This window comes from Capnocytophaga sp. G2 (assembly GCF_035282625.1).
Classification (GTDB): Bacteria; Bacteroidota; Bacteroidia; order Flavobacteriales; family Flavobacteriaceae; genus Capnocytophaga.
The window spans coordinates 72,458-94,130 of sequence record NZ_JAYKBU010000006.1 but is presented as its reverse complement, the minus strand read 5'-3'; the positions used below and the strand labels follow the sequence as shown (position 1 = coordinate 94,130).

At 36.2% G+C, this 21,673-nt stretch carries 21 protein-coding genes; 8 read left to right on the top strand and 13 right to left on the bottom strand.

Going from position 1 to position 21,673, the window contains the following annotated elements; all coding sequences use genetic code 11:
• Positions 1 to 63: 63 nt before the first annotated feature.
• Entirely contained in the window at positions 64 to 426 is a 363-nt protein-coding gene (locus VJJ03_RS05090) for a copper resistance protein NlpE (protein ID WP_040358051.1), read from the bottom strand.
• Between the two features lie 193 nt (positions 427 to 619).
• On the opposite strand from VJJ03_RS05090, the gene VJJ03_RS05085 reads away from it, so the two are divergent.
• A complete protein-coding gene (locus tag VJJ03_RS05085) occupies positions 620 to 2,476 on the top strand; it encodes an SLC13 family permease (protein WP_323974223.1) in 1,857 nt (618 codons plus the stop codon).
• A 78-nt stretch (positions 2,477 to 2,554) separates the two neighbouring features.
• On the opposite strand, the gene VJJ03_RS05080 is transcribed toward VJJ03_RS05085, so the two are convergent.
• The 11 genes from VJJ03_RS05080 to VJJ03_RS05030 all read right to left on the bottom strand — a co-directional run bounded on the left by VJJ03_RS05080 (position 2,555) and on the right by VJJ03_RS05030 (position 12,012).
• Positions 2,555 to 2,917, bottom strand: coding sequence for a PUR family DNA/RNA-binding protein (locus VJJ03_RS05080; RefSeq protein ID WP_009745719.1), 363 nt, complete (start codon positions 2,915 to 2,917; stop codon positions 2,555 to 2,557).
• Positions 2,918 to 2,944: 27 nt separating this feature from the next.
• Positions 2,945 to 3,241, bottom strand: coding sequence for an FtsB family cell division protein (locus VJJ03_RS05075; RefSeq protein WP_009745718.1), 297 nt, complete (start codon positions 3,239 to 3,241; stop codon positions 2,945 to 2,947).
• A gap of 1 nt (position 3,242) precedes the next feature.
• Positions 3,243 to 3,851, bottom strand: coding sequence for a uridine kinase (gene udk / locus VJJ03_RS05070; protein ID WP_009745717.1), 609 nt, complete (start codon positions 3,849 to 3,851; stop codon positions 3,243 to 3,245).
• An 87-nt stretch (positions 3,852 to 3,938) separates the two neighbouring features.
• Positions 3,939 to 4,367, bottom strand: coding sequence for a DUF4268 domain-containing protein (locus VJJ03_RS05065; protein ID WP_323974221.1), 429 nt, complete (start codon positions 4,365 to 4,367; stop codon positions 3,939 to 3,941).
• A complete protein-coding gene (gene rlmH, locus VJJ03_RS05060) occupies positions 4,368 to 4,841 on the bottom strand; it encodes a 23S rRNA (pseudouridine(1915)-N(3))-methyltransferase RlmH (RefSeq protein WP_009745715.1) in 474 nt (157 codons plus the stop codon).
• Positions 4,842 to 4,853: 12 nt separating this feature from the next.
• Positions 4,854 to 5,630, bottom strand: a complete 777-nt coding sequence (locus tag VJJ03_RS05055; RefSeq protein WP_009745714.1) for a C40 family peptidase — start codon at positions 5,628 to 5,630, stop codon at positions 4,854 to 4,856.
• A gap of 135 nt (positions 5,631 to 5,765) precedes the next feature.
• Positions 5,766 to 7,376, bottom strand: a complete 1,611-nt coding sequence (locus VJJ03_RS05050) for a 2-oxo acid dehydrogenase subunit E2 (protein ID WP_323974219.1) — start codon at positions 7,374 to 7,376, stop codon at positions 5,766 to 5,768.
• Between the two features lie 5 nt (positions 7,377 to 7,381).
• Positions 7,382 to 8,380, bottom strand: coding sequence for a pyruvate dehydrogenase (acetyl-transferring) E1 component subunit alpha (gene pdhA, locus VJJ03_RS05045; RefSeq protein WP_040358050.1), 999 nt, complete (start codon positions 8,378 to 8,380; stop codon positions 7,382 to 7,384).
• A 127-nt stretch (positions 8,381 to 8,507) separates the two neighbouring features.
• A complete protein-coding gene (locus tag VJJ03_RS05040; protein ID WP_009745710.1) occupies positions 8,508 to 8,840 on the bottom strand; it encodes a hypothetical protein in 333 nt (110 codons plus the stop codon).
• 78 nt (positions 8,841 to 8,918) lie between these two features.
• Positions 8,919 to 9,704 (bottom strand): DUF695 domain-containing protein, encoded by a 786-nt coding sequence (locus VJJ03_RS05035; RefSeq protein WP_009745709.1) that lies wholly within the window; start codon positions 9,702 to 9,704, stop codon positions 8,919 to 8,921.
• Between the two features lie 184 nt (positions 9,705 to 9,888).
• Positions 9,889 to 12,012, bottom strand: coding sequence for a Tex family protein (locus VJJ03_RS05030; RefSeq protein WP_323974217.1), 2,124 nt, complete (start codon positions 12,010 to 12,012; stop codon positions 9,889 to 9,891).
• Positions 12,013 to 12,084: 72 nt separating this feature from the next.
• Here VJJ03_RS05030 and VJJ03_RS05025 point away from each other — a divergent pair, with 72 nt between their 5' ends.
• Positions 12,085 to 13,872: a DKNYY domain-containing protein gene (locus VJJ03_RS05025; RefSeq protein WP_323974215.1), complete on the top strand. Its 1,788-nt coding sequence runs from the start codon at positions 12,085 to 12,087 to the stop codon at positions 13,870 to 13,872.
• A 46-nt stretch (positions 13,873 to 13,918) separates the two neighbouring features.
• On the opposite strand, the gene VJJ03_RS05020 is transcribed toward VJJ03_RS05025, so the two are convergent.
• Positions 13,919 to 14,725, bottom strand: a complete 807-nt coding sequence (locus VJJ03_RS05020) for a M48 family metallopeptidase (protein ID WP_040358049.1) — start codon at positions 14,723 to 14,725, stop codon at positions 13,919 to 13,921.
• A gap of 194 nt (positions 14,726 to 14,919) precedes the next feature.
• Between VJJ03_RS05020 and VJJ03_RS05015 the strand changes: the two genes are divergently transcribed.
• The 6 genes from VJJ03_RS05015 to VJJ03_RS04990 all read left to right on the top strand — a co-directional run bounded on the left by VJJ03_RS05015 (position 14,920) and on the right by VJJ03_RS04990 (position 21,663).
• The gene (locus tag VJJ03_RS05015) at positions 14,920 to 15,198 is read left to right on the top strand and encodes a chaperonin (protein WP_117601762.1); all 279 of its coding nucleotides are present in this window, start codon (positions 14,920 to 14,922) and stop codon (positions 15,196 to 15,198) included.
• Between the two features lie 89 nt (positions 15,199 to 15,287).
• Positions 15,288 to 17,069, top strand: a complete 1,782-nt coding sequence (locus tag VJJ03_RS05010) for a MutS-related protein (RefSeq protein WP_323974214.1) — start codon at positions 15,288 to 15,290, stop codon at positions 17,067 to 17,069.
• Positions 17,070 to 17,141: 72 nt separating this feature from the next.
• Positions 17,142 to 18,938 (top strand): translation elongation factor 4, encoded by a 1,797-nt coding sequence (lepA, locus tag VJJ03_RS05005; RefSeq protein ID WP_323974212.1) that lies wholly within the window; start codon positions 17,142 to 17,144, stop codon positions 18,936 to 18,938.
• 58 nt (positions 18,939 to 18,996) lie between these two features.
• Positions 18,997 to 20,340, top strand: coding sequence for an FRG domain-containing protein (locus VJJ03_RS05000; RefSeq protein ID WP_009745701.1), 1,344 nt, complete (start codon positions 18,997 to 18,999; stop codon positions 20,338 to 20,340).
• 23 nt (positions 20,341 to 20,363) lie between these two features.
• Positions 20,364 to 20,753: an HU family DNA-binding protein gene (locus tag VJJ03_RS04995; RefSeq protein WP_009419543.1), complete on the top strand. Its 390-nt coding sequence runs from the start codon at positions 20,364 to 20,366 to the stop codon at positions 20,751 to 20,753.
• A 109-nt stretch (positions 20,754 to 20,862) separates the two neighbouring features.
• Positions 20,863 to 21,663 (top strand): hypothetical protein, encoded by an 801-nt coding sequence (locus VJJ03_RS04990; protein ID WP_323974210.1) that lies wholly within the window; start codon positions 20,863 to 20,865, stop codon positions 21,661 to 21,663.
• The last annotated feature ends 10 nt before the right edge of the window (positions 21,664 to 21,673 follow it).

The window sequence follows — 21,673 nt, the reverse complement described above, 5'->3', positions numbered from 1 at the left end:
AAGAGAGAGGCTATCCAAATGCTTGGACAGCCTCTTTCAAATTACTTACTACTAATAATACAATTATTTTTTCTTCAAGATATAATAAGAAGCCAACTCTCCTTCTACTTCTTTGCCATCAGCATCCAAAAGAGCAATAGAGCCATCTTCTTTTACTTTATAGCGTTGTTCTTTATCTTTTTCTTCAGTGCTTGTAAGGGTAAGTACTTTACTTTGTGTATCATAAGCAACATTTCCCTTATCCTTAGTATTAAGATCCTCCATTACCTCTTGAGAAGTATAGGAATCTTTATTAATAGTTAAGGTAACATTGATGCCACTACAATCTGCACAAGGAAGGGTTCCTTCATAAGTTCCTTCATAAGAGGATTTCTGTCCGCAAGAAGCCAAAGCTAAAGCAAAACTTGCTAATAAAATTTTTTTCATTTTTATAATACATTTATTTGTACAAGTATAATAACAATTTCTATGCCAAAAAACAAATAAATTCATAAAATTTTTTTTGTAGAAAATAATTATCATATTATTTATTGATATTTATTATTATATTAAAATATTTTCATATATTTGCCTTTTAATTATAAATATATTATTTATTCAGAAGTAAATTGTCAGTAACATGTACATTACCTTAATTATTTTAGTTTTTTCTTCTATATTCTTTATGATGGGGAAAATTCGTTCGGATTTGGTAGCACTCTCCTCCCTCCTGCTCTTGGTACTCTTTGGGATACTCACTCCAGAAGAAGCCCTCTCAGGTTTTTCCAATTCTGTAGTTATCATGATGATAGGGTTATTTGTTGTAGGGGGCGCCATTTTCCAAACAGGACTGGCTAAAATGATTAGTAATCGCCTTCTAAAATTGGCAGGTAATAGTGAATTACGTTTGTTCATATTAGTAATCCTTGCCACTTCTTTTATTGGTGCTTTTGTAAGTAACACAGGTACTGTAGCTTTAATGTTACCTATAGTGGTAAGTATGGCTATGAGTGCCAATATTAATTCTTCTCGCCTTCTGATGCCTTTAGCTTTTGCCAGTAGCTTAGGAGGAATGATGACCCTCATTGGGACACCTCCTAACCTTATTATTAATGAAGAACTTATAAAGCACGGCTATCCTTCTCTTACCTTTTTCTCATTTACTCCGGTAGGACTGGTAGCCATTGGGGTAGGATTGCTCTATCTTATTCCAGTGAGCCAGCGCTTGCTCAACAAGAAAGATTCTCTACAGGAGAATAAACAAAACAGTAAATCCCTTAAGGATCTCATGGAAGAATATCACCTATCCAAAGATGTTCACTTGGTTATGATTGGGAAAAATGCCCCTTTTATAGGAAAGACACTCCTTGAGAGTAATATTTCAGACAAATATGAAGTGAATGTAACTGAAATATTGAGAAAACCAAGCATTAATTCTTCCATTTTTAAGAATCCTGATCGTGAATTGGCTCATGCTAATACAGTTCTTAATGAAGGAGATATTCTATTTGTACAAGGAGATATACGAAAGATAGAGGCTATGGTATGGGAAAAATCTTTGAGGCTTATAGAGGATAAATTCACCTCTCAAGAGGAACTTATGAATTCCCAAAAACATGGTATTGCTGAGGTATTAGTAACTTCTACTTCTCGATTGGTAAACTTGCCTATTAAGAAGTCAAAATTTAGGGATAGTTTTTCCTTAAACATCTTAGGAATACAGCGTAAAGAGACTTATATTCTAAAAAATCTTAAAGATCAGCGTATCCATTCAGGTGATATTCTATTGGTACAAGGTTCCTGGAGAGATATAGCTCGGCTGAATGACCAACAGCGGCACTTAATTGTATTAGGACAACCTCTACGAGAAGCCTCTAAGGTAAGTCTTACGCATAAGGCGCCTATCGCTGCTATTATCATGCTTCTTATGGTAATGAGTATGATGTTTGATTTTATCCCTGTTCAACCTGTAACAGCGGTACTGGTAGCTTCTCTCCTTATGGTATTTTCAGGAGCTCTTCCCAATGTAGAGGCGGCTTATAAAACTATCAATTGGGAAAGTGTTGTTCTTATTGCAGCCATGCTTCCTATGGCTTTAGCTTTGGAGAAGACGGGAGCCTCCCAATGGGTTTCCCAGATGTTAGTAGGCAAATTAGGTGGGTACAGCCCATATATCCTCTTGGCAAGCATCTATTTCACCACTTCCCTACTTACCATGTTCATAAGTAATACAGCAACAGCTATTTTGGTAGCTCCTATTGCTATGAGTACTGCGACCAGCATGGGAATAAGCCCTCTGCCTTTCCTTATTGCCGTTTCAGTAGGGGCAAGTATGTGCTTTGCCTCCCCCTTTTCCACCCCTCCTAATGCTTTGGTTATGTCTGCAGGACGTTATACTTTTATGGATTATATAAAAGTAGGGCTTCCTCTACAGATACTTATGGGAATTGTTATGATATTGGTTCTTCCTATCTTTTTCCCTTTTTCATTGCATTAAACGGCTATGTTCCAAATAAACAGGAACTGCTTTTTTCACTGAAAAAAGCAGTTCCTCCCTTAAAATCAGGTGATTTATTTACTTGATATCTTCAAAATCATCAATGGTATAGGATGAGTTCTCTTTATCATTGGTATAAAGAGGTTTTTTGAAATCTTTCTGATGTTTCTCAGAGATAACTTCCTCTCCTTTTTCATCAAACACATAAGAGGTCATCTCCTCTAAAATTTCTTTAAAGGCATTAAAATCCTCCTTATAAAGGTAAATTTTATGTTTTTGGTAATGAGAAGACCCATCATCATGTGTGAACTTTTTACTCTCTGTTATTGTTAGATAATAATCCCCCGCTTTGGTACCACGTATATCAAAGAAATAAGTTCGCCTACCCGCTCTTAGAGCTTTTGAGAAAATTTCGCTGTTTTCTCCTTCATTTTCGTACATATATTCGTATTTTTAACTATAATAATTCTATTTTATTGTATCATATTCAATGATAAAGATATCTTCATTATCTCTTTTAAAATAATAATTTTCTCGCCCAAACTTCTCCCTTCCTTCATAGGTATTGATTTCCTTAATAGCTTTCCTGTCCTTAGCAATCTCCTTTTGAAGAAATTCTTTTTGCCGCTTCAATCCTTCAATTTCTTTATTCAACTTTCTATGAGAGATCCAAGAATTAGAATCAAAAAATAACATCCATATTCCAAAAGCAACAAAGCCAATGGTATAGGCATATTTTCTAATATAAAATTGAAAATCTATCATTTTATTGTATTCTGTTATGGACGATTGTCTTCACAATATCAATAGCTACTTTATTATGTCGGTTATTAGGAATGATGATATCAGCATATTCTTTGGTAGGTTCTATGAACTCCTGGTGCATAGGCTTTAGAGTGGTTTGATACCTATCCAATACTTCTTGAATATCCCTTCCTCTCTCGGTAGTATCTCTTTTGATACGGCGAATAAGCCGCTCATCGGAATCCGCATGAACAAATATTTTTATATCAAATAAATCTCTCAAATCCGGATGAGAAAGTATCAAGATTCCTTCTACAATAATCACCTTACAAGGAGCTATAGCTACTGTTTGCGGCATACGATTATGTTCTATAAAAGAATAAGTGGGCTGCAGAATTGTTTTTCCTTCCTTTAGCTGAGAGAGATGTTGCTTGAGTAAGTCAAAGTCCAATGATTTAGGATGATCGAAGTTTACCTTTGTTCTCTCCTCATAAGTCAAATGGGACAAATCTTTATAATAAGAATCTTGTGAGATTACACTTACCTGCCCTTTAGGTAATTCTCTGATAATCTGGTTCACTACTGTTGTTTTTCCACAACCTGTTCCCCCTGTTATTCCTATAAGTAACATCTACTATAAATTTGTGCAAAAGTAATTATTTTTCTTGACTTGAAGAAATTGTTTTTCTTAAAATATGATACATATTTCATTTAAAAATCAAACCTCCTCTTTAAAGAAATCTTTATATTCTTGCCAAAAAAGTTCTATTCTTTGCATGTTTTCATTAAAAAATTCCATAGTAGCTTGCCAAGTTTTTTTATCATGTATAGATACACTCTGTTTTTCTAACCAAATACGTGAGATTTTTTTTCCATTTTCTAATAAATAGTGTTTTTCAAAAGAACTATCTGGTAAAAAATCATTCAATATAGATCTAACTGAAAGCATTTTATTGAAATATTTATCTCTTTCTTCCTCATTCCCTTCTATATCTATACATACCATTGCTTTTTTAGTATCAAAATAGAATCTGAATTGAACAGGTTTAACTCCTGTTTTATATAAAACCCACTTACGGGGAAATGATTTTCCGAATGAAGTCCAAAAATCCTGTCTCAGTTTAGCAGCTTCCTCTTTGCTATACATTTATATATGATGATAAGGTTCATTATTAAGAATGGTAAAGGCTCGGTAGAGTTGTTCTACAAAAAACAAACGCACCATTTGGTGGGAAAATGTCATTTTAGACAGTGCACAAGTACCATTAGCCCTGGCATATACCGCTGGAGAAAATCCATAAGCTCCTCCTATAGCGAACGTACATTGCTTAGTCCCTGTATTCATAATTTTTTGTAAAAAATAAGAAAATTCCACAGAAGTGTATTCCTTTCCTCGCTCATCTAAAAGAATCAAATGCTCATTATTAGCTATCTTTTGCAATAATAGGATTCCCTCTCTGTTTTTTTGTTCTTCTTGGGATATATTTTTCATATTTTTAAGCGCAGGAATGATTTCTATTTCAAATTTTATATAGAATTTTATTCTTTTCTGATATTCTTCTATAAGTTTCTCTAGAAATGATATCTCTGTTTTTCCTATTACAAGGAGCCTTAATGTCATTTTATATCTATTTTAGCAATATTTCTTCTCATCATCATCCAAAATGCGGCGTATAAATCGCAATTTATGAGTAATTTTACCTGTTTCTATATCACAGATTCCCTCTGATTCTATACGGTCAATCCGTACGCTTCCATAGGCATGAATGATAAAGCCCCGCTGAATGATAATACCGACATGAGCTATTCTTCCTGCAGAATTATTAAAAAAAAGTAAATCGCCTATCTCAGTATCTTCTAAAGAATCAATATTTTTCTCAATAACCTCACATTGTTCCGAAACATCTCTTGGGATTTTTATTCCAATAAGCTTATAAACCATCTGGACAAATCCAGAACTATCAATACCAAAAGGAGATTTTCCTCCCCAGATATAGGGAGTATTAAGGTATTTGGAGGCAATCTCTATTATATTCTTTCTAAGTACCTTATGCTGTACCTCTCCTTCAAACAAATGTCCCAAAAGGGGAGCATTACTTACGGTTGCACCTATACATATAGGCAACAAATCATATTGTTTGTCACTAATCTGTACATAATCCACCATATCCGAAGCATAACGAGGAAGTATCTTTTTACTTTCCTCATACATAGCATCACTTATGGGAGTCAGTTGCTTGGAATCCACCCAACCTTCATAATTATCATAATCTGTACGTATATAGTACCACCCTCCTTCTTGTTTTATAATAAAACACAACTCACCATATAACAATTGTGATATTTGCTCACTCTTATGAGAGGATTCCTCTCGCAGAGGAACAATACTCAAATGACAAATAGCATACATATTTTATTCCTCAATAAAAAGTACAATATTACAACTTTTTTTTATCTTAAGCAAATTTATTTTTTGCTCTGAGCAATAAAAAAGAGGCACTTATACAAATGCCTCTTCCCAATAAATTATGCAAAATTATTCAGATTATGCTAACATTGTAACAGGGTTCTCAATATATGCTTTCAAGGTTTGTAGGAATTGAGCTCCTGTAGCACCATCTATAGTACGGTGGTCACATGCTAAGCAAAGGCTCATAGTATGACCTATCACTATTTGTCCTGCTTTTACTACAGGTTTCTCTATAATAGCTCCTACAGAAAGTATAGCTGAGTTAGGCTGATTAATGATAGAAGTGAATTGTTCCACCCCAAACATTCCTAAGTTAGAAACGGTAAAGGTACTTCCTTCCATTTCAGCAGGAGTTAACTTTTTATTACGTGCTTTTCCAGCTAAGTCCTTTACCATTACTCCTATTTGAGATAGGCTAAGATTGTCAGCAAACTTAAGCACAGGCACTACTAAGCCATCCTCAATAGCTACAGCAACTCCTATATGAACATGTTTATTATACAAAGTTACATCTCCCTTCCAAGAAGTATTTACTTGTGGATGTTTTCTAAGAGCCATAGCACAAGCCTTTACTACCATATCATTAAAAGATACTTTAGTATCAGGCAGATTATTAATCTGTGCACGTGATTCCATAGCATTATCCATATCTACTTCTATAGTAAGGTAATAGTGAGGTGCAGTAAACTTGGACTCGGAAAGACGTTTGGCGATAGTCTTACGCATTTGAGAATTTTTCACTTCTTCAGTAACTTCCTCTCCTACAGGAGTAAATATAGCAGGTGCTGCTGATTTTCCTGTAGAAGCTGTAGGAGTAGCTGCTTTAGCAGATGGAGTGAATCCTTCTACATCCTTACGAACGATACGTCCATTTTCACCACTTCCTTTTACCTCTGCTAAGTTAATACCTTTTTCTTCAGCAATTTTCTTAGCCAAAGGAGAAGCAAATACGCGTCCTCCTGTAGAAGCTGCAGGCGTAGCAGCAGGGGCTTCAGTTTTAGGAGCTTCAGCCTTAGGGGCAGCAGAGGCAGTAGGAGCTGCAGAAGAGCCTCCTTTAGCCGCAGCAAGCACTGCATTCACATCGGTACCTGCAGGACCTATGATAGCCAATAGAGAATCAACAGGAGCAGATTCTCCTTCTTTTATTCCTATATACAATAAGGTACCTGAATAGAAGGACTCAAATTCCATAGTTGCCTTATCTGTTTCTATTTCAGCAAGAATATCACCTTCTTTTACAGTATCACCTACTTTCTTAATCCAAGAAGCTACAGTACCTTCAGTCATAGTATCACTAAGGCGAGGCATAGTAACTATTTGAACTCCCGCTGGCATGGCTGCAGGAGTACTTGCAGGAGCGGCTTCTTTTGCTGGTTCCGCAGCGGCAGGAGCGGCGGCTTCTTTTGCTGGAGCAGAGCCTCCTCCTATAAGAGCTGATATATCTTCTCCTTTTTCGCCAATGATTGCCAAAAGGGTATCCACTGGAGCAGATTCTCCTTCTTTTAGACCAATGTACAACAATGTTCCTGAATAGAAGGATTCAAATTCCATAGTCGCCTTATCTGTTTCTATTTCAGCGAGAATATCACCTTCTTTTACAGTATCACCTACTTTTTTGAGCCATTTAGCAACGACTCCTTCTTCCATTGTGTCGCTTAATCGCGGCATATTTATTATTTCTGCCATTTCTTTTATAATTTATGAGGTAAAAAAGGATAATTTTCTTGTTTGTATACTACATCATACATTACATTCTTTTCAGGGAATGGAGATTCTTCAGCGAATTTTTCGCACTCTGCTACCAAGTTCTTTACCCGTTCATCAATAGCTGCTATTTCATCATCAGTAGCATATTTTTTAGCTTTGATTACATCAAGTACTTGAGTAATAGGGTCTATTTTCTTATATTCTTCCACTTCTTCTTTAGTACGATAATGCTGTGCATCGGACATAGAATGTCCACGATAACGATAAGTACGGATATCCAAGAAAGTAGGTCCATCGCCACGGCGAGCACGTTCCACTGCTTCAAATACTTTTTCTGCCACAGGTACAGGGTTCATTCCATCTACTTTCTCACAAGGCATTTCATACCCCAATCCTAATTTCCATATTTCAGGGTGGTTAGCTGTTCTCTCTACAGAAGTACCCATGGCATAATGGTTATTTTCACAAATGAACACTACAGGGAGCTTCCAATTCATTGCCATGTTAAAAGTTTCATGAAGTACTCCTTGACGGGTAGCACCATCCCCCATAAAAGTAAGGACAACTCCTCCTGTCTCGTTATACTTTTCTGCAAAAGCCATTCCTGCTCCTAAGGCAATTTGTCCTCCTACAATACCATGACCTCCAAAGAAGTTATGTTCCTTTGAAAAGATATGCATAGAACCTCCTAAACCATGAGAAGTTCCTGTATCTTTTCCAAAAAGTTCTGCCATAATCCTACGTGGATCTACTCCTAAAGCAATAGGATGCACGTGATTACGATAAGCAGTAATCATTTTGTCTTTTTTAGGGTCAATCACATGCATACAGCCTGCCACGATTGCCTCTTGTCCATTGTACAAATGTAAAAATCCTCTTACTTTTTGTTGGATATAAGCAGAAGCCAATTTGTCCTCAAACTTCCTCCAAAAGAGCATTTCCTCATACCACTGTAAATACGTCTTTTTATCTATTTTTTTCATTATCACAAATGAATTAATATTTTTTCTTAATTATCTATCCGTTGCTTAACAAAGCGCAAATTTACGAATTTTTTATTTGCCTGCAAAGGTACAAAAACTTTTTTTATTATAGAAAATTTTTTTACTTTTATTCTTTTAACAAAGAAAGTGCAAAATAGACTTCCCAAATAAGAGCTACAAAAAAAACAAACATAAAAGAAAGTATATCCCACTCCCCTACCTTGGGCTGAGAGAGCAACATAGGAAGTAGAAAAGCTAAACAAGCTATCATCTGCAGGAGCGTCAGGGTCACAAAGCGATAACCTATATAAGCCTTCCCTCTTAAGGGAATAAGTAATAAGCCACACACAACTATGGCACATAGAGTATGAAAAATATAGAATAACTCCAGATGAAAAAACAACAATTTACCATAATATATCTCAACGATATAGCTATGCAATAACAATAATACTCCCATCAAAAGAAGTATTTTTAGGATACTCCTCAAATAAAATCTACTTACAGACGTTCTCATGCATGTTTTTATCAAGGAGAATTATTCCAATACATTGGGACATCCCCAACCGTCATAATCTCCTTCAAAAGGTTCTGCCAGGTCCATAATATCCCATACAATATTATTAATATTCTCTGGGCTATCCTTACCAGTGGCTTGCACTGTATATGGATAAGCTTGTCCCTCTGCTGCTCTTGTTCTTGCATCTTCCTCATCATTAAGAAGCACTGTAAAACCTTTTTCTTGGGCTTCTTTGGCAAATCCCTGCTGCTGCTCTGCTGTCTTGAAATAGATAAAATGATCTATCTCACGAGGCACTTCAAGCTTATCTCCATTTTGCTCTAACTGCATGATAACTTTTCTATTTTGTATAGCTTGGTAGGAATAGGGGTCAGGATATAGAAAGTCAAAATAAGCATCCCACTGAGGATCTTCTGCTTGATTATATCCACAGTGATAACCTTCAAAGGAAGATAAAGCCTCCTGGCATACCTTTGCTAATATCTCTGTTTCATGACTATAGAACCATAATTCCAAAAAGCCATCATTCTTTATAGCTGATACCATTATGGCCCCTTCTCCCTCTGCACTCTCACAGATAGCATCCTCAATATCGCAGAGAATAGGATATTCTTCGTTGGAGGAAAGCCCCTCAGAAGTAGGATGCTTCATCTCTATATAGAATTGCAGGCGATGAGTGTACCCCTCAAGAGGTGCTACATTATACAAGCCTAGATTAGTACGTATAGAAGCAGGCTTATTCTCTATTCTACACATAAAGAAATCCCAATTTTGAGGAATTTCAGGAGTTTGTTTCTGATTCATGATACAGTATTTTTAATAATCATTTTATCTAGTGACAGATTTCTCACTTTTCGGGGACAAATATACAAAAATTATTATATTTCCCCAATAGGGAACAGCCATTATTTCATTTTTCAAAGCAACTTACTTCCATAATATAGCAGCTTTCCCATTTTATCAATAAGCATTCATTCTATAATTCAAATTATAGTACCATACTCAGGGATATACGTCTGCGAACTGTATCCACTTCTACTACTTTTACCCTCACCTGTTCATGGAGTTTTACCACTTCATTCACATTGGATACATAACCATCCTTAAGCTGTGAAATATGTACCAAACCACTTTCTTTAATTCCTATATCCACAAAGCATCCAAAAGCAGTGATATTATTAACAATCCCATTGAGTACCATGCCTACTTGTACATCGTCAAAATTCTTGACATGAGAGTCAAATTCAAACACCTTAGCAGTTTGTCTGGGGTCAAGACCTGGTTTTTCTAATTCCTTTAATACATCCTTAAGGTACAATTTTCCTACTTCTTCCCTTTCATATTTACTAATATCTATGCTGGAAATAGCCTTCTTATTTCCAATAAGTTCCTTAAGAGAGATTCCCAGATCTTTTGCCATTTGCTTAATAATAGGATAAGCTTCAGGATGTACGGCAGAATTATCCAAAGGGTTATCACTATGCTGTACTCGTAAAAAGGCTACCGATTGTTGGTATACCTTATCCCCTAAGCGAGGTACCTTTTTTAGGTCTTCACGCTTGGTAAAAGCTCCATAGGCTAAACGATACTCCACAATATTCTCTGCCATTTTCTCCCCTATGCCTGATACATAACTAAGAAGAGACTTACTAGCGGTATTGAGATTCACTCCTACCTTATTCACACAACGAATCACTGTAGCATCCAGCTCTTCTTTGAGTAAAGAGGGGTTCACATCATGTTGGTATTGCCCTACCCCTATGCTTTTAGGCTCTATCTTTACCAATTCAGCAAGAGGATCGGACAAACGACGACCAATAGAAACAGCCCCACGTACGGTCACATCATAGGAAGGGAACTCCTCTCGAGCAATCTTAGAGGCTGAATACACTGAAGCTCCTGCCTCACTTACCACAAAAACTTGCACTGGATGTGGAAAAACAATCTTTTTAATAAAATCCTCTGTTTCTCTTGAAGCAGTCCCATTACCTATACTAATGGCTTCTATAGCATATTGTTCTACCATAGCACGTATTTTCTTCATTGCTAAGGTTACTTCATACTGAGGGGCATGAGGGTAAATAGTCTCATTATGGAGCAAATCACCTTTCTCATCCAAGCATACTACCTTACATCCTGTACGAAATCCTGGATCAATGGCAAGAATGCGCTTTTCTCCCAAAGGAGAAGCCAAGAGAAGTTGAGAGAGATTCTCTGCAAATACAGTAATTGCCTTAGCATCTGCTTTGTCTTTGGCTTCCTGTAGAGTTTCGTTGGAGATAGAAGGTTCTAAAAGTCGCTTATAGCTATCTTTAATAGTTCTCTTAAGAAAATCAGCTATTTCTCCATCACTCTTGATAATAGTCTTTTCTATAAAAGGCAGTGTATCCTCTTGATTCACCTGCACTTTCATTTTAATAAATCCTTCTTTTTCAGCACGGAGCATAGCCAATATTCTATGAGAAGGAGCTTTGCTAAGCACCTCACTCCAATCAAAATATTGCGCATACTTTTGTGCCTCTTCTTCATCCTTTTTCCCCTTGGCTACCTCTGTACAGATAAGGGCTTTCCTATGAAAAATTCTGCGTAGGGTACCTCGTACATACATGTTTTCATTAATCCATTCGGCTATAATATCTGAGGCTCCTTGTAGTGCCTCTTCTTCAGTAGTTATCTTATCTGAGAGATAATGAGAAGCCAGTTGTTCTAAATCAACTACTCGCTGACTCATCAGCTGTTTAGCTAAAGGTTCCAATCCATTCTCCTTGGCTACATCAGCCTTTGTTTTACGTTTTTTCTTATAAGGCAAGTACAGATCCTCCAATTCACTCAACACAAAGGAATCTTCTATACGCTTGCGAAGTTCCTTAGAGAGTTTTCCTTGCTCCTCAATACTTGTCAGGATAGTCTCCTTACGCTTACCTATATTCTCATACTCGGCTTGTGCCTTAGCTATATTCTCAATAGCTACTTCATCTAAGTTTCCTGTTCTATCCTTACGATAACGTGCTATAAAAGGAATTGTACAACCCTCAGAGAGTAATGCCAAAGTGTTTCCAATGGACTTCTCAGTAAGTTGTGTTTGACTCTTAATAAATTGAATATTTGTCATACTTGAAAAAATAAGGCACAAAGATAGTAAAACAAGGAGAAAAATAGTATCTTTGCAAAAAATATTTCAAATATGGTAAAGGATGTAAGACCGAACATGATACTCCTCTCTCGCATAGTGATGATTTCCTTAGTAGGGATCATTGTCCTTTCTTTATTACTTTTATTCAGTAGCATTTCTGATAAGGATTATTCTTTAGAAAGAAATATAGATAACCATCGCATTGGAGTCTCCAATTTTTATAATTATAAAGGGAAAATATATGTCGCCATACCAGGAAGTGGTCATGTTGAGATTCCAGAGGCGGATCCCCTTACTTTTGAAGTGTTCTCTCAGAATAATAATGCCAGACAGATAGGCTGGGACAAATCACATGTTTTCTGTGGAGACGAAATAATTCCTCACCTAAGAACACCTATTACCTCTCTTGGAAATGATCTTTTCACAGATGGAAAAATGACTTATTATTGTGCTTGGAATACAGAAAGTAAAGAATCCTTCGCCATTTCAAGTATCATAGGGCAGATCTTATATATACTTCATTTAAACAAAAAACCAACCTATTACTATCATCCAATAAAGTTAATGGCAGATGATGGACGTAAGTTCTTTTCCATAAAGAATTCTCCTTTCATATCTACCGATGGTTCCTCTTTCTATTACCAAGGTGAGAGGATAGAGGGCGCTAAGGATTCTCTTTTCCCTATCGTATCTCTAAAAGATTATCAAGATAAACTCAAACATTCTATTACATCCACCAGTGATTCTCATTACTTTTCGAACGGGAAACAAGTATTCTACAAAACCAAATTACTCGATATTCCTTATAGGAATGACCTTGTTACAGGTAGCTTCTCCTCATGGGGAAGTTTTGAGATTCTCTACTCTCTCAATGGAGGAAAGATATTCATAGATGGGAAAGATCTCAATCCTGATACCTCTCCTTACCACCTACTAACTTTGAGTGATACTTATAGTGAACACGTATTTTTCACCAATAAGAATGGTGTGTATTTCTATGATAATGAAAATAAGAAAGCCAGAAAGGCTTCCTCAGAAAATGTCTTCAAAAATTACAAAGAAATTGAGGAAGGTTACTTTTCCAATGGAGAGGACTTACTCTTCTTTTTATCGGATGAAAAATGGGGACGTAGAAGAAATCCAGGACTCAAATCCTACACTACCAAAGTCTGTATGTTGCAGACACAAGCAAAAGGCACCTGGCATAAGTGGGAGGAAGCAGGCAATTTGCCTATATGGCAGAAAGGAAACGAATGGTATTTTTTGGATTATAATGGCATCAGACAAGGAATAAAAGAAGGCGTTTATAGAATAACTAATAAAGAGACTTTTAACGCCCGTACAGAAAAAGAAGGCTTTTTTTACTCTTCTAAAGTGGAAAAAATGATTAATGAGGGAATATTTGTCCCTGCCAACTACCAAGTACTTTTTAAGGCAAAAACCCAACTTGCTGACAAGTTCTCTTCAGACCTATTATGGATACTCCTTATCGTTGTAGTCATTGGGCTGAGTACTTATTTTTTACTAAAGAAATTTAATTTCAATACAGATCCTTTTATTCTGGAGGAAAACACCTTACGTATCAACAACTTCATTGGGAAACGTTATCCCATTTATGATATTCACAATGTACTGTTCTCTATAGGAGAAAGAGGACAAAATGGGCTAATAGGGAAGATGAAAATCATTAGCCGAAATGGAAAAACCTCCTCAGAATACCGATTTCTCTCCACCCTTTTTGTTTTGTCCGATACAGAAGAAGCAATTACTAAGAAAATAAAGGAGCTACAGAAAGAGCTCGCAAGAAGAGGTATTCAAAGCCAATTGCTTAAAGAATAAAAAAAGAAAGAGTCTTTGGCATCAACCAGAGACTCTTCTTTATCCTCTATTCAAATCGGGTAATTCCATACTTTTTAGCTTCTGCTTTCACCTTAGGGGCAAGCTCTTTCAAATGTGCAATTCGAGAAGCATTGGAAGGGTGGGTACTGAGCAAGGAATTAGAGTTTCCTCCCCCAGAGGCTGCACTCATACGTTCCCATAACCTGTAACCTTCATCAGGGTCATAACCTGCTAAAGCCATAATTTGTAAGCCTATAGCATCAGCTTCACTTTCCTGACTCCTACTAAAGGGGAGCATTACACCCACCTGCGTGCCTATACCATAAGCAGTATTGAACTCATTGAGATACTTACTATTACTCAATAGGACATTTCCTGCAAGTGCTCCTATTTGTTGGAGTGTAGATGCACTCATACGTTGTGCTCCATGGTCAGCTAAAGCATGCGCTACTTCATGCCCCATAATCACCGCAACACCACGTTCATTCTTAGCTATAGGAAGGATCCCTGTATAGAAAACTATTTTTCCACCTGGCATACACCAAGCATTGAGTTCCTTACTATCTACTAAGTTATATTCCCAACGATAATCCTTTAAATAATTCTTATAACCATTCCTATCCAACCATAACTGGGATGCCTTTGCAATACGCTCCCCCACTCGTTTTATCATTTGAGCCTCTGGAGTTCCTTTAATCACCTTATTAGAAGAAAGAAACTGATTATATTGACTAAATGAAGTAGGAAAAATTGAACTGTTAGGCATAAAATTCAAAGTTTGCTTTCCTGTAAAAGGATTTGTCTTACAAGCTGAAAGTACTAATAATAACCCTGCAAATACTATTTTTTTCATATTCTTTACTTTAGATAAATCACGAGGCAAAATTACATTATTTTTTTGAATTATATATACCTAATTCAAAAGACACTTATTTTTTACATATAATATAACCTTATCTATATAAAAATGTTAAAATAATAAAAAAATACTTTTATATCGTTATTTTTTATATCTTTGCACCCAATAACAAATTAATGCAATTACGTATGAAACAGATGTTTTTACTATTAGTTATGGCTATGGCTCCTATAGCTATGAATGCACAAGACCGTACCACACAAGTACAACCTGAAAAGGCTACTACCCAAGCTTGTTGTAACAAAAACAAAAAGGATGGGGTTGCTTGCCACAAAGACAGTAAAGGAAAAGAAGCCTGCTGCAAAGATAAGAAATCTGAAAATACTTGTTATGACAAGAACAAGAAAACAGAATGCAAAAAGGATGATAAAAAAGGCTCTTGCTGTGCAGGAAGGAAAACTGCTTAGTACTCCCTTTGCAAAAATAAAAAGCTATCCCCTCATAAGGATAGCTTTTCTTTTTATAAAATAACCAATTGATATTCAATTTATTAAAAATGATTACTACTTACCAACAGCTTTTAGAACAAGCCACTCTCTCAGAGCAACAACTCGCTAAGAAAGCCCATATTATAGGAACAATACGGTTGATAATAGCACTGAGTACTTTAGCTGCCATTTATTTTATATTCAAAGAAAATTCATGGGTTTTCGGTACAATAACCTTACTTTTAATCATATTATTTCTCTATTTAGTAACTATCCATAAAAATACAAACCTTCTGCGTAAAATTGCTCAACAAAAAATAACTATTAACCAAAATGAGATAAATTTTTTACAGAAAAATCAGTTTTTCTCAGCAAATGGAAAGGAATTTCAGGATGATTCACATCCTTATTCTTATGATTTGGACATTTTTGGAACACATTCTTTGTATCAATATATCAATCGAACTCATACTTCTTTAGGACGTAAAGCCTTAGCTGAACACTTCTTGCATCCTGAAGTATCAGAGATCGCTCCCTTGCAAGCCGCAACTGAAGAACTCTCTCAAGAAGAACATCTTAGATGGCGACAGGAGTTTATGGCAACCACCACTCTAATAGAGGATACTAAGGATTTCTACCAGCAAATAAAGCAATGGGCTATGAAGAAAGAAAAACCTTTTTCCCATCTCTTGCAAATCTTCGTATGGGGGGCTCCTCTACTGCTCATCATTAGCCTTATTGTAGGATATATGTTTGAATATGAGTTTTTTAAAACTATATTTAAAATATTAGCAGTAACAAACCTATTCATATTTTTTTCCTTCATCGGGAAAATGCAAAAAAGCAAACTTGGATTTGAAAACACCTATCATCTGCTATATGCTTTCAAAAGAAGTATCACTCAGATAGAGAAAGCAACTCATTTAAGGTCTGTACAATTTCAGCGCTTACGAGCACAATTACTTACTCGCTCGCAAAGTGCCAGCCAAAGTATTTCCCAACTTTCTCGCCTTTTGGATGATCTGGACAATGTGGGGAATATATTGGTCTCTATCCCCTTGAATTGCTTTACTTTCTATCATTTGCACACCTACAGAAAGCTCCTTGCTTGGAAAAGAATATATGCTGAACATATTGCCTCATGGTTTTCTGTGATTGCTGAGGTAGAGGTACTTAATAGCTTTGCCAACTTCAGCTATAATAATCCCTCCTTTGCTTTTCCCTCACTCAATGATAAGCAAATACTCTCTTTTGAATCCCTTGGACATCCTTTGATACCTGCCAAAGAGCGTGTAAGCAATACCATTTCCTTCACTTCACATCGTTTTGTTATTCTCACTGGTTCCAATATGTCCGGGAAAAGTACCTTCCTCAGAGCCCTTGGAGTGAATATGTTACTGGCAATGATGGGGCTCCCTGTATGCGCTAAGAAAGCTACTGTATACCCTATGAAATTATTGGTATCCATGCGCCTTTCTGATTCCTTAAATGACGGAAAATCATACTTTTTTGCTGAAATCAATCGCCTGCGATCCATCATAGAACAACTCGAAGAAGCGCCTTGTTTTGTCCTCTTAGATGAACTACTCAGAGGTACTAATTCCGAAGATAAACAGTTGGGAACCTTTAGGATTATAGAGAAAATGGTAGCTCTTAAAGCAATAGGTGTCATTGCTACCCATGACTTAGAGGTATGTTCTCTTAGCAATAAGTACCCTGATATACTGCAAAACAAGTGTTTTGAATCCCAGATTATAGCAGGAGAATTACATTTTGATTATACCCTGAAGGAAGGTATTTGCCAGAATAAAAATGCTACTTTTCTTATGGAAAAAATGGGCATTATCTAATATGCATAATCCAAAAAAATAATGTATCTTTGCCCCTTAAACGTGTTTTTACACCGATATATACCCTAACGAATGAAAAATATCCGTAATTTCTGCATTATTGCACATATCGACCACGGGAAGAGTACCTTAGCCGACCGTTTGCTCGACTTTACCCAAACCGTAACCGAACGCGAAAAACAAGACCAATTGCTCGACAATATGGACTTGGAGCGCGAGCGCGGTATCACTATCAAGAGCCACGCGATACAAATGGAATATGTGTACAAAGGCGAAACGTATATCCTCAATCTTATCGATACCCCCGGTCACGTAGATTTCTCTTATGAGGTATCGCGTTCCATCGCTGCTTGCGAGGGGGCGCTCCTCATCGTAGATGCTGCCCAAAGCATACAAGCACAGACGATTTCTAACCTCTACTTGGCTCTCGAAAACGACCTTGAAATCATTCCCGTACTCAACAAAATAGACCTGCCGAGTGCTAACCCCGAAGAGGTGAAAGACGATATAGTAGACCTATTAGGCTGCTCACCCAATGAGATTATCCCAGCGAGTGGAAAGACAGGTTTGGGAGTTGAGGCGATTTTGGAGGCTATTATCGAGCGTATTCCTGCCCCTACTGGCGACCCTAAAGCACCACTACAAGCGTTGATATTCGACTCGGTATACAACTCCTTCCGCGGGGTGGAGACTTACTTCCGGGTGATGAACGGTGAAATACGCAAAGGGCAGAAAATCAAGTTTATGTCCAACGGCAAAATCTATGATGCCGACGAGGTGGGAACCCTCAAACTCAACCAAGTGCCTAAACAAGTGATTGGCACCGGCGATGTGGGTTACCTTATCACCGGTATTAAGGATGCGCGTGAGGTGAAGGTGGGTGATACGATTACCTCGGCAGTAGACGGTTGTAAAGAAGCTATTGATGGTTTTGAGAATGTAAAACCAATGGTATTTGCAGGAATTTATCCGGTAGACACCGAAGATTACGAAGAGCTACGCGCCTCAATGGAAAAACTCCAACTGAACGATGCCTCGCTGGTGTTTACCCCCGAAAGTTCTGCCGCTTTGGGCTTTGGCTTCCGCTGTGGATTCTTAGGGATGCTGCACTTAGAAATTGTACAAGAACGCTTGGAACGCGAGTTTGGTATGACCGTGATTACCACCGTGCCCAACGTAAGTTACCACGCCTATACCAAAAAAGAACCTGAAAAAGCAATTATCGTAAATAACCCTTCCGACCTACCCGACCCGTCGAAATTAGACCGTGTGGAAGAGCCGTATATCAAGGCGAGCATCATCACCAAATCGGATTTTATTGGTCAGGTAATGTCGCTCTGTATTGAGAAACGCGGGCAGATAACTAACCAGCACTACCTCACCCCTGAGCGTGTAGAGCTGAACTTTGATATGCCACTTGCCGAAATTGTATTCGACTTCTACGACCGACTTAAAACAGTGAGCAAGGGCTATGCTTCGTTTGACTATTCGCCTATTGGGATGCGTGCTTCTAACCTTGTGAAAGTGGATATCCTTATCAACTCACAATCGGTAGATGCGCTCTCTGCCCTTATCCACGCCGATAATGCTTATAATATAGGTAAGAAGATGTGTGAGAAGCTCCGCGAACTCATACCACGACAGCAGTTCGACATTCCGATACAGGCGGCTATTGGGGCTAAAATCATCTCTCGTGAGACTATTAAAGCCTTGCGCAAAGACGTTACTGCTAAATGTTACGGGGGGGATATCTCGCGTAAGCGTAAGCTATTGGAAAAACAGAAAGCCGGTAAAAAACGTATGCGCCAAGTAGGTAACGTAGAGATACCACAAAGTGCGTTTATGGCGGTGTTGAAGCTGAATGATTGACCGTAGCACGGTCGGGCGGTTGCTTTGGTAAAGTTGGAAATTATTAGTGTAAACTACTATGAAAGAAGAAAAGAATATAAAAGCTTATAAAGGAAAAGAACACAAAATTTCAACAGTAAGAGGATTCCTCTATTTCATATTTAATTTTAATAAGGAAGAAAAAGTTGTAAGGAATATCTTTTATAGAGGACATTCTGACAAAACTTATGATTTAGAGCCCTCTATCTATCGAAAAGATAAAAAAACAAACAAACTTCTTTATATAGAAAATGAAGACAAAATCTATAGAGAGACTATAGCTAAAGTACCTTATGATTTTAATGGGAAAAATACCATAGAATCATTAGTACTAATGCAACATTATGGTGTTCCTACACGAATATTAGATTTAACAACCAATCCTTTAGTAGCTCTTTATTTTGCTTGTGTTGGAGATGAAGATAAAGATGGAGAGGTTATAGTATTTGATATTCCTAATGAAAGCGTTCGCTTTTTCGATAGTGATAGAATTGCTATTTTAGCTAATCTTGCAAAGTGTGATAATATTTTTTATACAAATGGAGACTTAGAAAAATACGAGCAATATAAAAATGATTTAAATATTTTAAAAAGAAAGGTTGATTTACTTGATAGTAAAAGTTTGAAAAAGTTACTTGGTTTAGAGGAAGGAAATCGAGTAAACTCTATTGAAGAAAAAATAGATAAGTTTGTTAGTCAAATAAAAGAAATAGATTTTTTAATCTCCACTGAAATAAATGATAAAATAACAAATTTTATTAAAGAGATTAAAGATTCTCTTAAAGAGAAAGAGAGTTCTTCAAGTGAAAAAGAGGACATAAAATCATTTTCCGTTTATCAAAAAAATATGAGATTTATTACTAAACTTGAAGATAAAATACTTTCTTTTATTAATAAAGAGATTTCTTGGATTAATATGCGTTATTTTGAAAAATTACTAAATTTTGTAAAAGAAGACAAACCTTATTTTATCTCTGTAATAGACCCAAGAGATGTAAGTAATGTTTTTGCAATTAAACCTAAACTGGACAATCCTCGTATTGTAAGACAACAAGGAGCTTTTCTAATATTTGGAATAGAAAAACAAGAAGTTCCTTATTGTAATGAAAACACAAAAAAAATGGCAAAAATTCCTTCTGAATGGGTAATTAGAGGGAAAATAGAGATTGAGGAAAACGAATTTGAAGACTTAGGAACAGATACTTCTTCTAAGTCTGATAAGCAGGTAGAGATCAAAGAGAGATTAATAATAGAAAGCTCAAAAAAAGAATTAATCTTAAAAGAATTAGATAAATTAGGAATAAACCAAAGCACTTTATTCCCTGAAATAGATAAAGTAGCTGATTATATTAAAGAAAAGTATACTCAAAAGGGAAACAAATAATTAACCATTTAATTTTATATTTTATGCCAGTAAAATTTAATGTAGTAGAGCGTAAGAATCTGTTAGATAAAACAGCAGCTCCCAAGTTTTATGCCAGTGCCAAAGCCGATGGCGAAGTCTCTTTGAAGGCACTTGCCAAAGAAATTGCACAGGGTAGCACCACCGTATCGGATACCGATGTGTTGGCTGTGCTTAACGACCTTACCAAAGTGCTCATTAGGCACCTATCGGAAGGCAAAATCGTGAAGTTGGGCGACTTTGGTAACTTCCAAATTACCCTTACCAGCGAGGGCGCTCCCACCGCCGAGAAGTTCACCGCTTCGCTCATCAAGGGCAACAAAATTCAGTTCCGCCCAGGTGCCGACCTCCGCGAGATGCTCAAAACCGTTAAGTACGAAAAATACAAGAAGTAGCACCCCGTATCACACCGATATATATGCGTGAGCCTACGGGTATATACCTATGGGCTCACGGGTATATACCCTTAAGAAAAAGTATATAAATATTTCTAATACTATGTGTATGGGACGAATTAAAAGAAATTGCTACAAAATATATGGAAAAATATATTGTAGGAAACTTAAACATTGGTTAAATGAAGAATATAAAAATGAACAACAGGTTGATTGGAAAGCTGTAAGTATTATTTCTACCATATTACTATATTTCATAGGTATCTTATATATATCATCTTTGCTTGGACAATTTGGAATTTCTTATGAATTAGATTTTAATACACAAGATATTATTACCGTTCTCTATGAAAAGGCTCTTGTACATTTTTTTACTATAAATATATATATTTATTTGTTTTCAATTGTGATAATTCCACTCATTCTCTTTTATGACAAAAAGAAAATAAAAATCTTTAGAGATATCAAAAAGAAGAAATGGATTGGTTTATTAGAGATTGTATTTTTAACTTGTTTCTTGTTTTTTATATTATATCTCCCTTATGAAAGAAAGGAATTATCTTTTTGGAAGTTAAGTTCAATATTAACTTTTTTTATTTTTATATCATATATATGGAAGTTTCGTGAAAGAAGATATATAACTTTGATTTTAATATTAAGTGGACTAACTTATACATCTTATCAATTAGGAGAAATAGATGCTAAAATAATAAAAAGAGATAAGTCTACTTTTAATATAATATTAAAAGACGGAACACAAATTTTAAAAGAAGGTGATTCCTGTAAGTATTTTATTTATAAAACTGATAAAAACATATATATTTACAATGAATATATAGAAGAAGTAGAAAAATATTCTACATCTGAAGAACTAAAAAGTTCTTTTGCATTTCCTAATACAAAAAAATAAATCTCTTAAT

Coding starts and splice junctions, on each gene's coding strand:
- VJJ03_RS05090 (WP_040358051.1), bottom strand. CDS start 426: ATGAAAAAAATTTTATTAGCAAGTTTTGCTTTAGCTTTGGCTTCTTGC.
- VJJ03_RS05085 (WP_323974223.1), top strand. CDS start 620: ATGTACATTACCTTAATTATTTTAGTTTTTTCTTCTATATTCTTTATG.
- VJJ03_RS05080 (WP_009745719.1), bottom strand. CDS start 2,917: ATGTACGAAAATGAAGGAGAAAACAGCGAAATTTTCTCAAAAGCTCTA.
- VJJ03_RS05075 (WP_009745718.1), bottom strand. CDS start 3,241: ATGATAGATTTTCAATTTTATATTAGAAAATATGCCTATACCATTGGC.
- udk (WP_009745717.1), bottom strand. CDS start 3,851: ATGTTACTTATAGGAATAACAGGGGGAACAGGTTGTGGAAAAACAACA.
- VJJ03_RS05065 (WP_323974221.1), bottom strand. CDS start 4,367: ATGTATAGCAAAGAGGAAGCTGCTAAACTGAGACAGGATTTTTGGACT.
- rlmH (WP_009745715.1), bottom strand. CDS start 4,841: ATGACATTAAGGCTCCTTGTAATAGGAAAAACAGAGATATCATTTCTA.
- VJJ03_RS05055 (WP_009745714.1), bottom strand. CDS start 5,630: ATGTATGCTATTTGTCATTTGAGTATTGTTCCTCTGCGAGAGGAATCC.
- VJJ03_RS05050 (WP_323974219.1), bottom strand. CDS start 7,376: ATGGCAGAAATAATAAATATGCCGCGATTAAGCGACACAATGGAAGAA.
- pdhA (WP_040358050.1), bottom strand. CDS start 8,380: ATGAAAAAAATAGATAAAAAGACGTATTTACAGTGGTATGAGGAAATG.
- VJJ03_RS05040 (WP_009745710.1), bottom strand. CDS start 8,840: ATGGGAGTATTATTGTTATTGCATAGCTATATCGTTGAGATATATTAT.
- VJJ03_RS05035 (WP_009745709.1), bottom strand. CDS start 9,704: ATGAATCAGAAACAAACTCCTGAAATTCCTCAAAATTGGGATTTCTTT.
- VJJ03_RS05030 (WP_323974217.1), bottom strand. CDS start 12,012: ATGACAAATATTCAATTTATTAAGAGTCAAACACAACTTACTGAGAAG.
- VJJ03_RS05025 (WP_323974215.1), top strand. CDS start 12,085: ATGGTAAAGGATGTAAGACCGAACATGATACTCCTCTCTCGCATAGTG.
- VJJ03_RS05020 (WP_040358049.1), bottom strand. CDS start 14,725: ATGAAAAAAATAGTATTTGCAGGGTTATTATTAGTACTTTCAGCTTGT.
- VJJ03_RS05015 (WP_117601762.1), top strand. CDS start 14,920: ATGAAACAGATGTTTTTACTATTAGTTATGGCTATGGCTCCTATAGCT.
- VJJ03_RS05010 (WP_323974214.1), top strand. CDS start 15,288: ATGATTACTACTTACCAACAGCTTTTAGAACAAGCCACTCTCTCAGAG.
- lepA (WP_323974212.1), top strand. CDS start 17,142: ATGAAAAATATCCGTAATTTCTGCATTATTGCACATATCGACCACGGG.
- VJJ03_RS05000 (WP_009745701.1), top strand. CDS start 18,997: ATGAAAGAAGAAAAGAATATAAAAGCTTATAAAGGAAAAGAACACAAA.
- VJJ03_RS04995 (WP_009419543.1), top strand. CDS start 20,364: ATGCCAGTAAAATTTAATGTAGTAGAGCGTAAGAATCTGTTAGATAAA.
- VJJ03_RS04990 (WP_323974210.1), top strand. CDS start 20,863: ATGGGACGAATTAAAAGAAATTGCTACAAAATATATGGAAAAATATAT.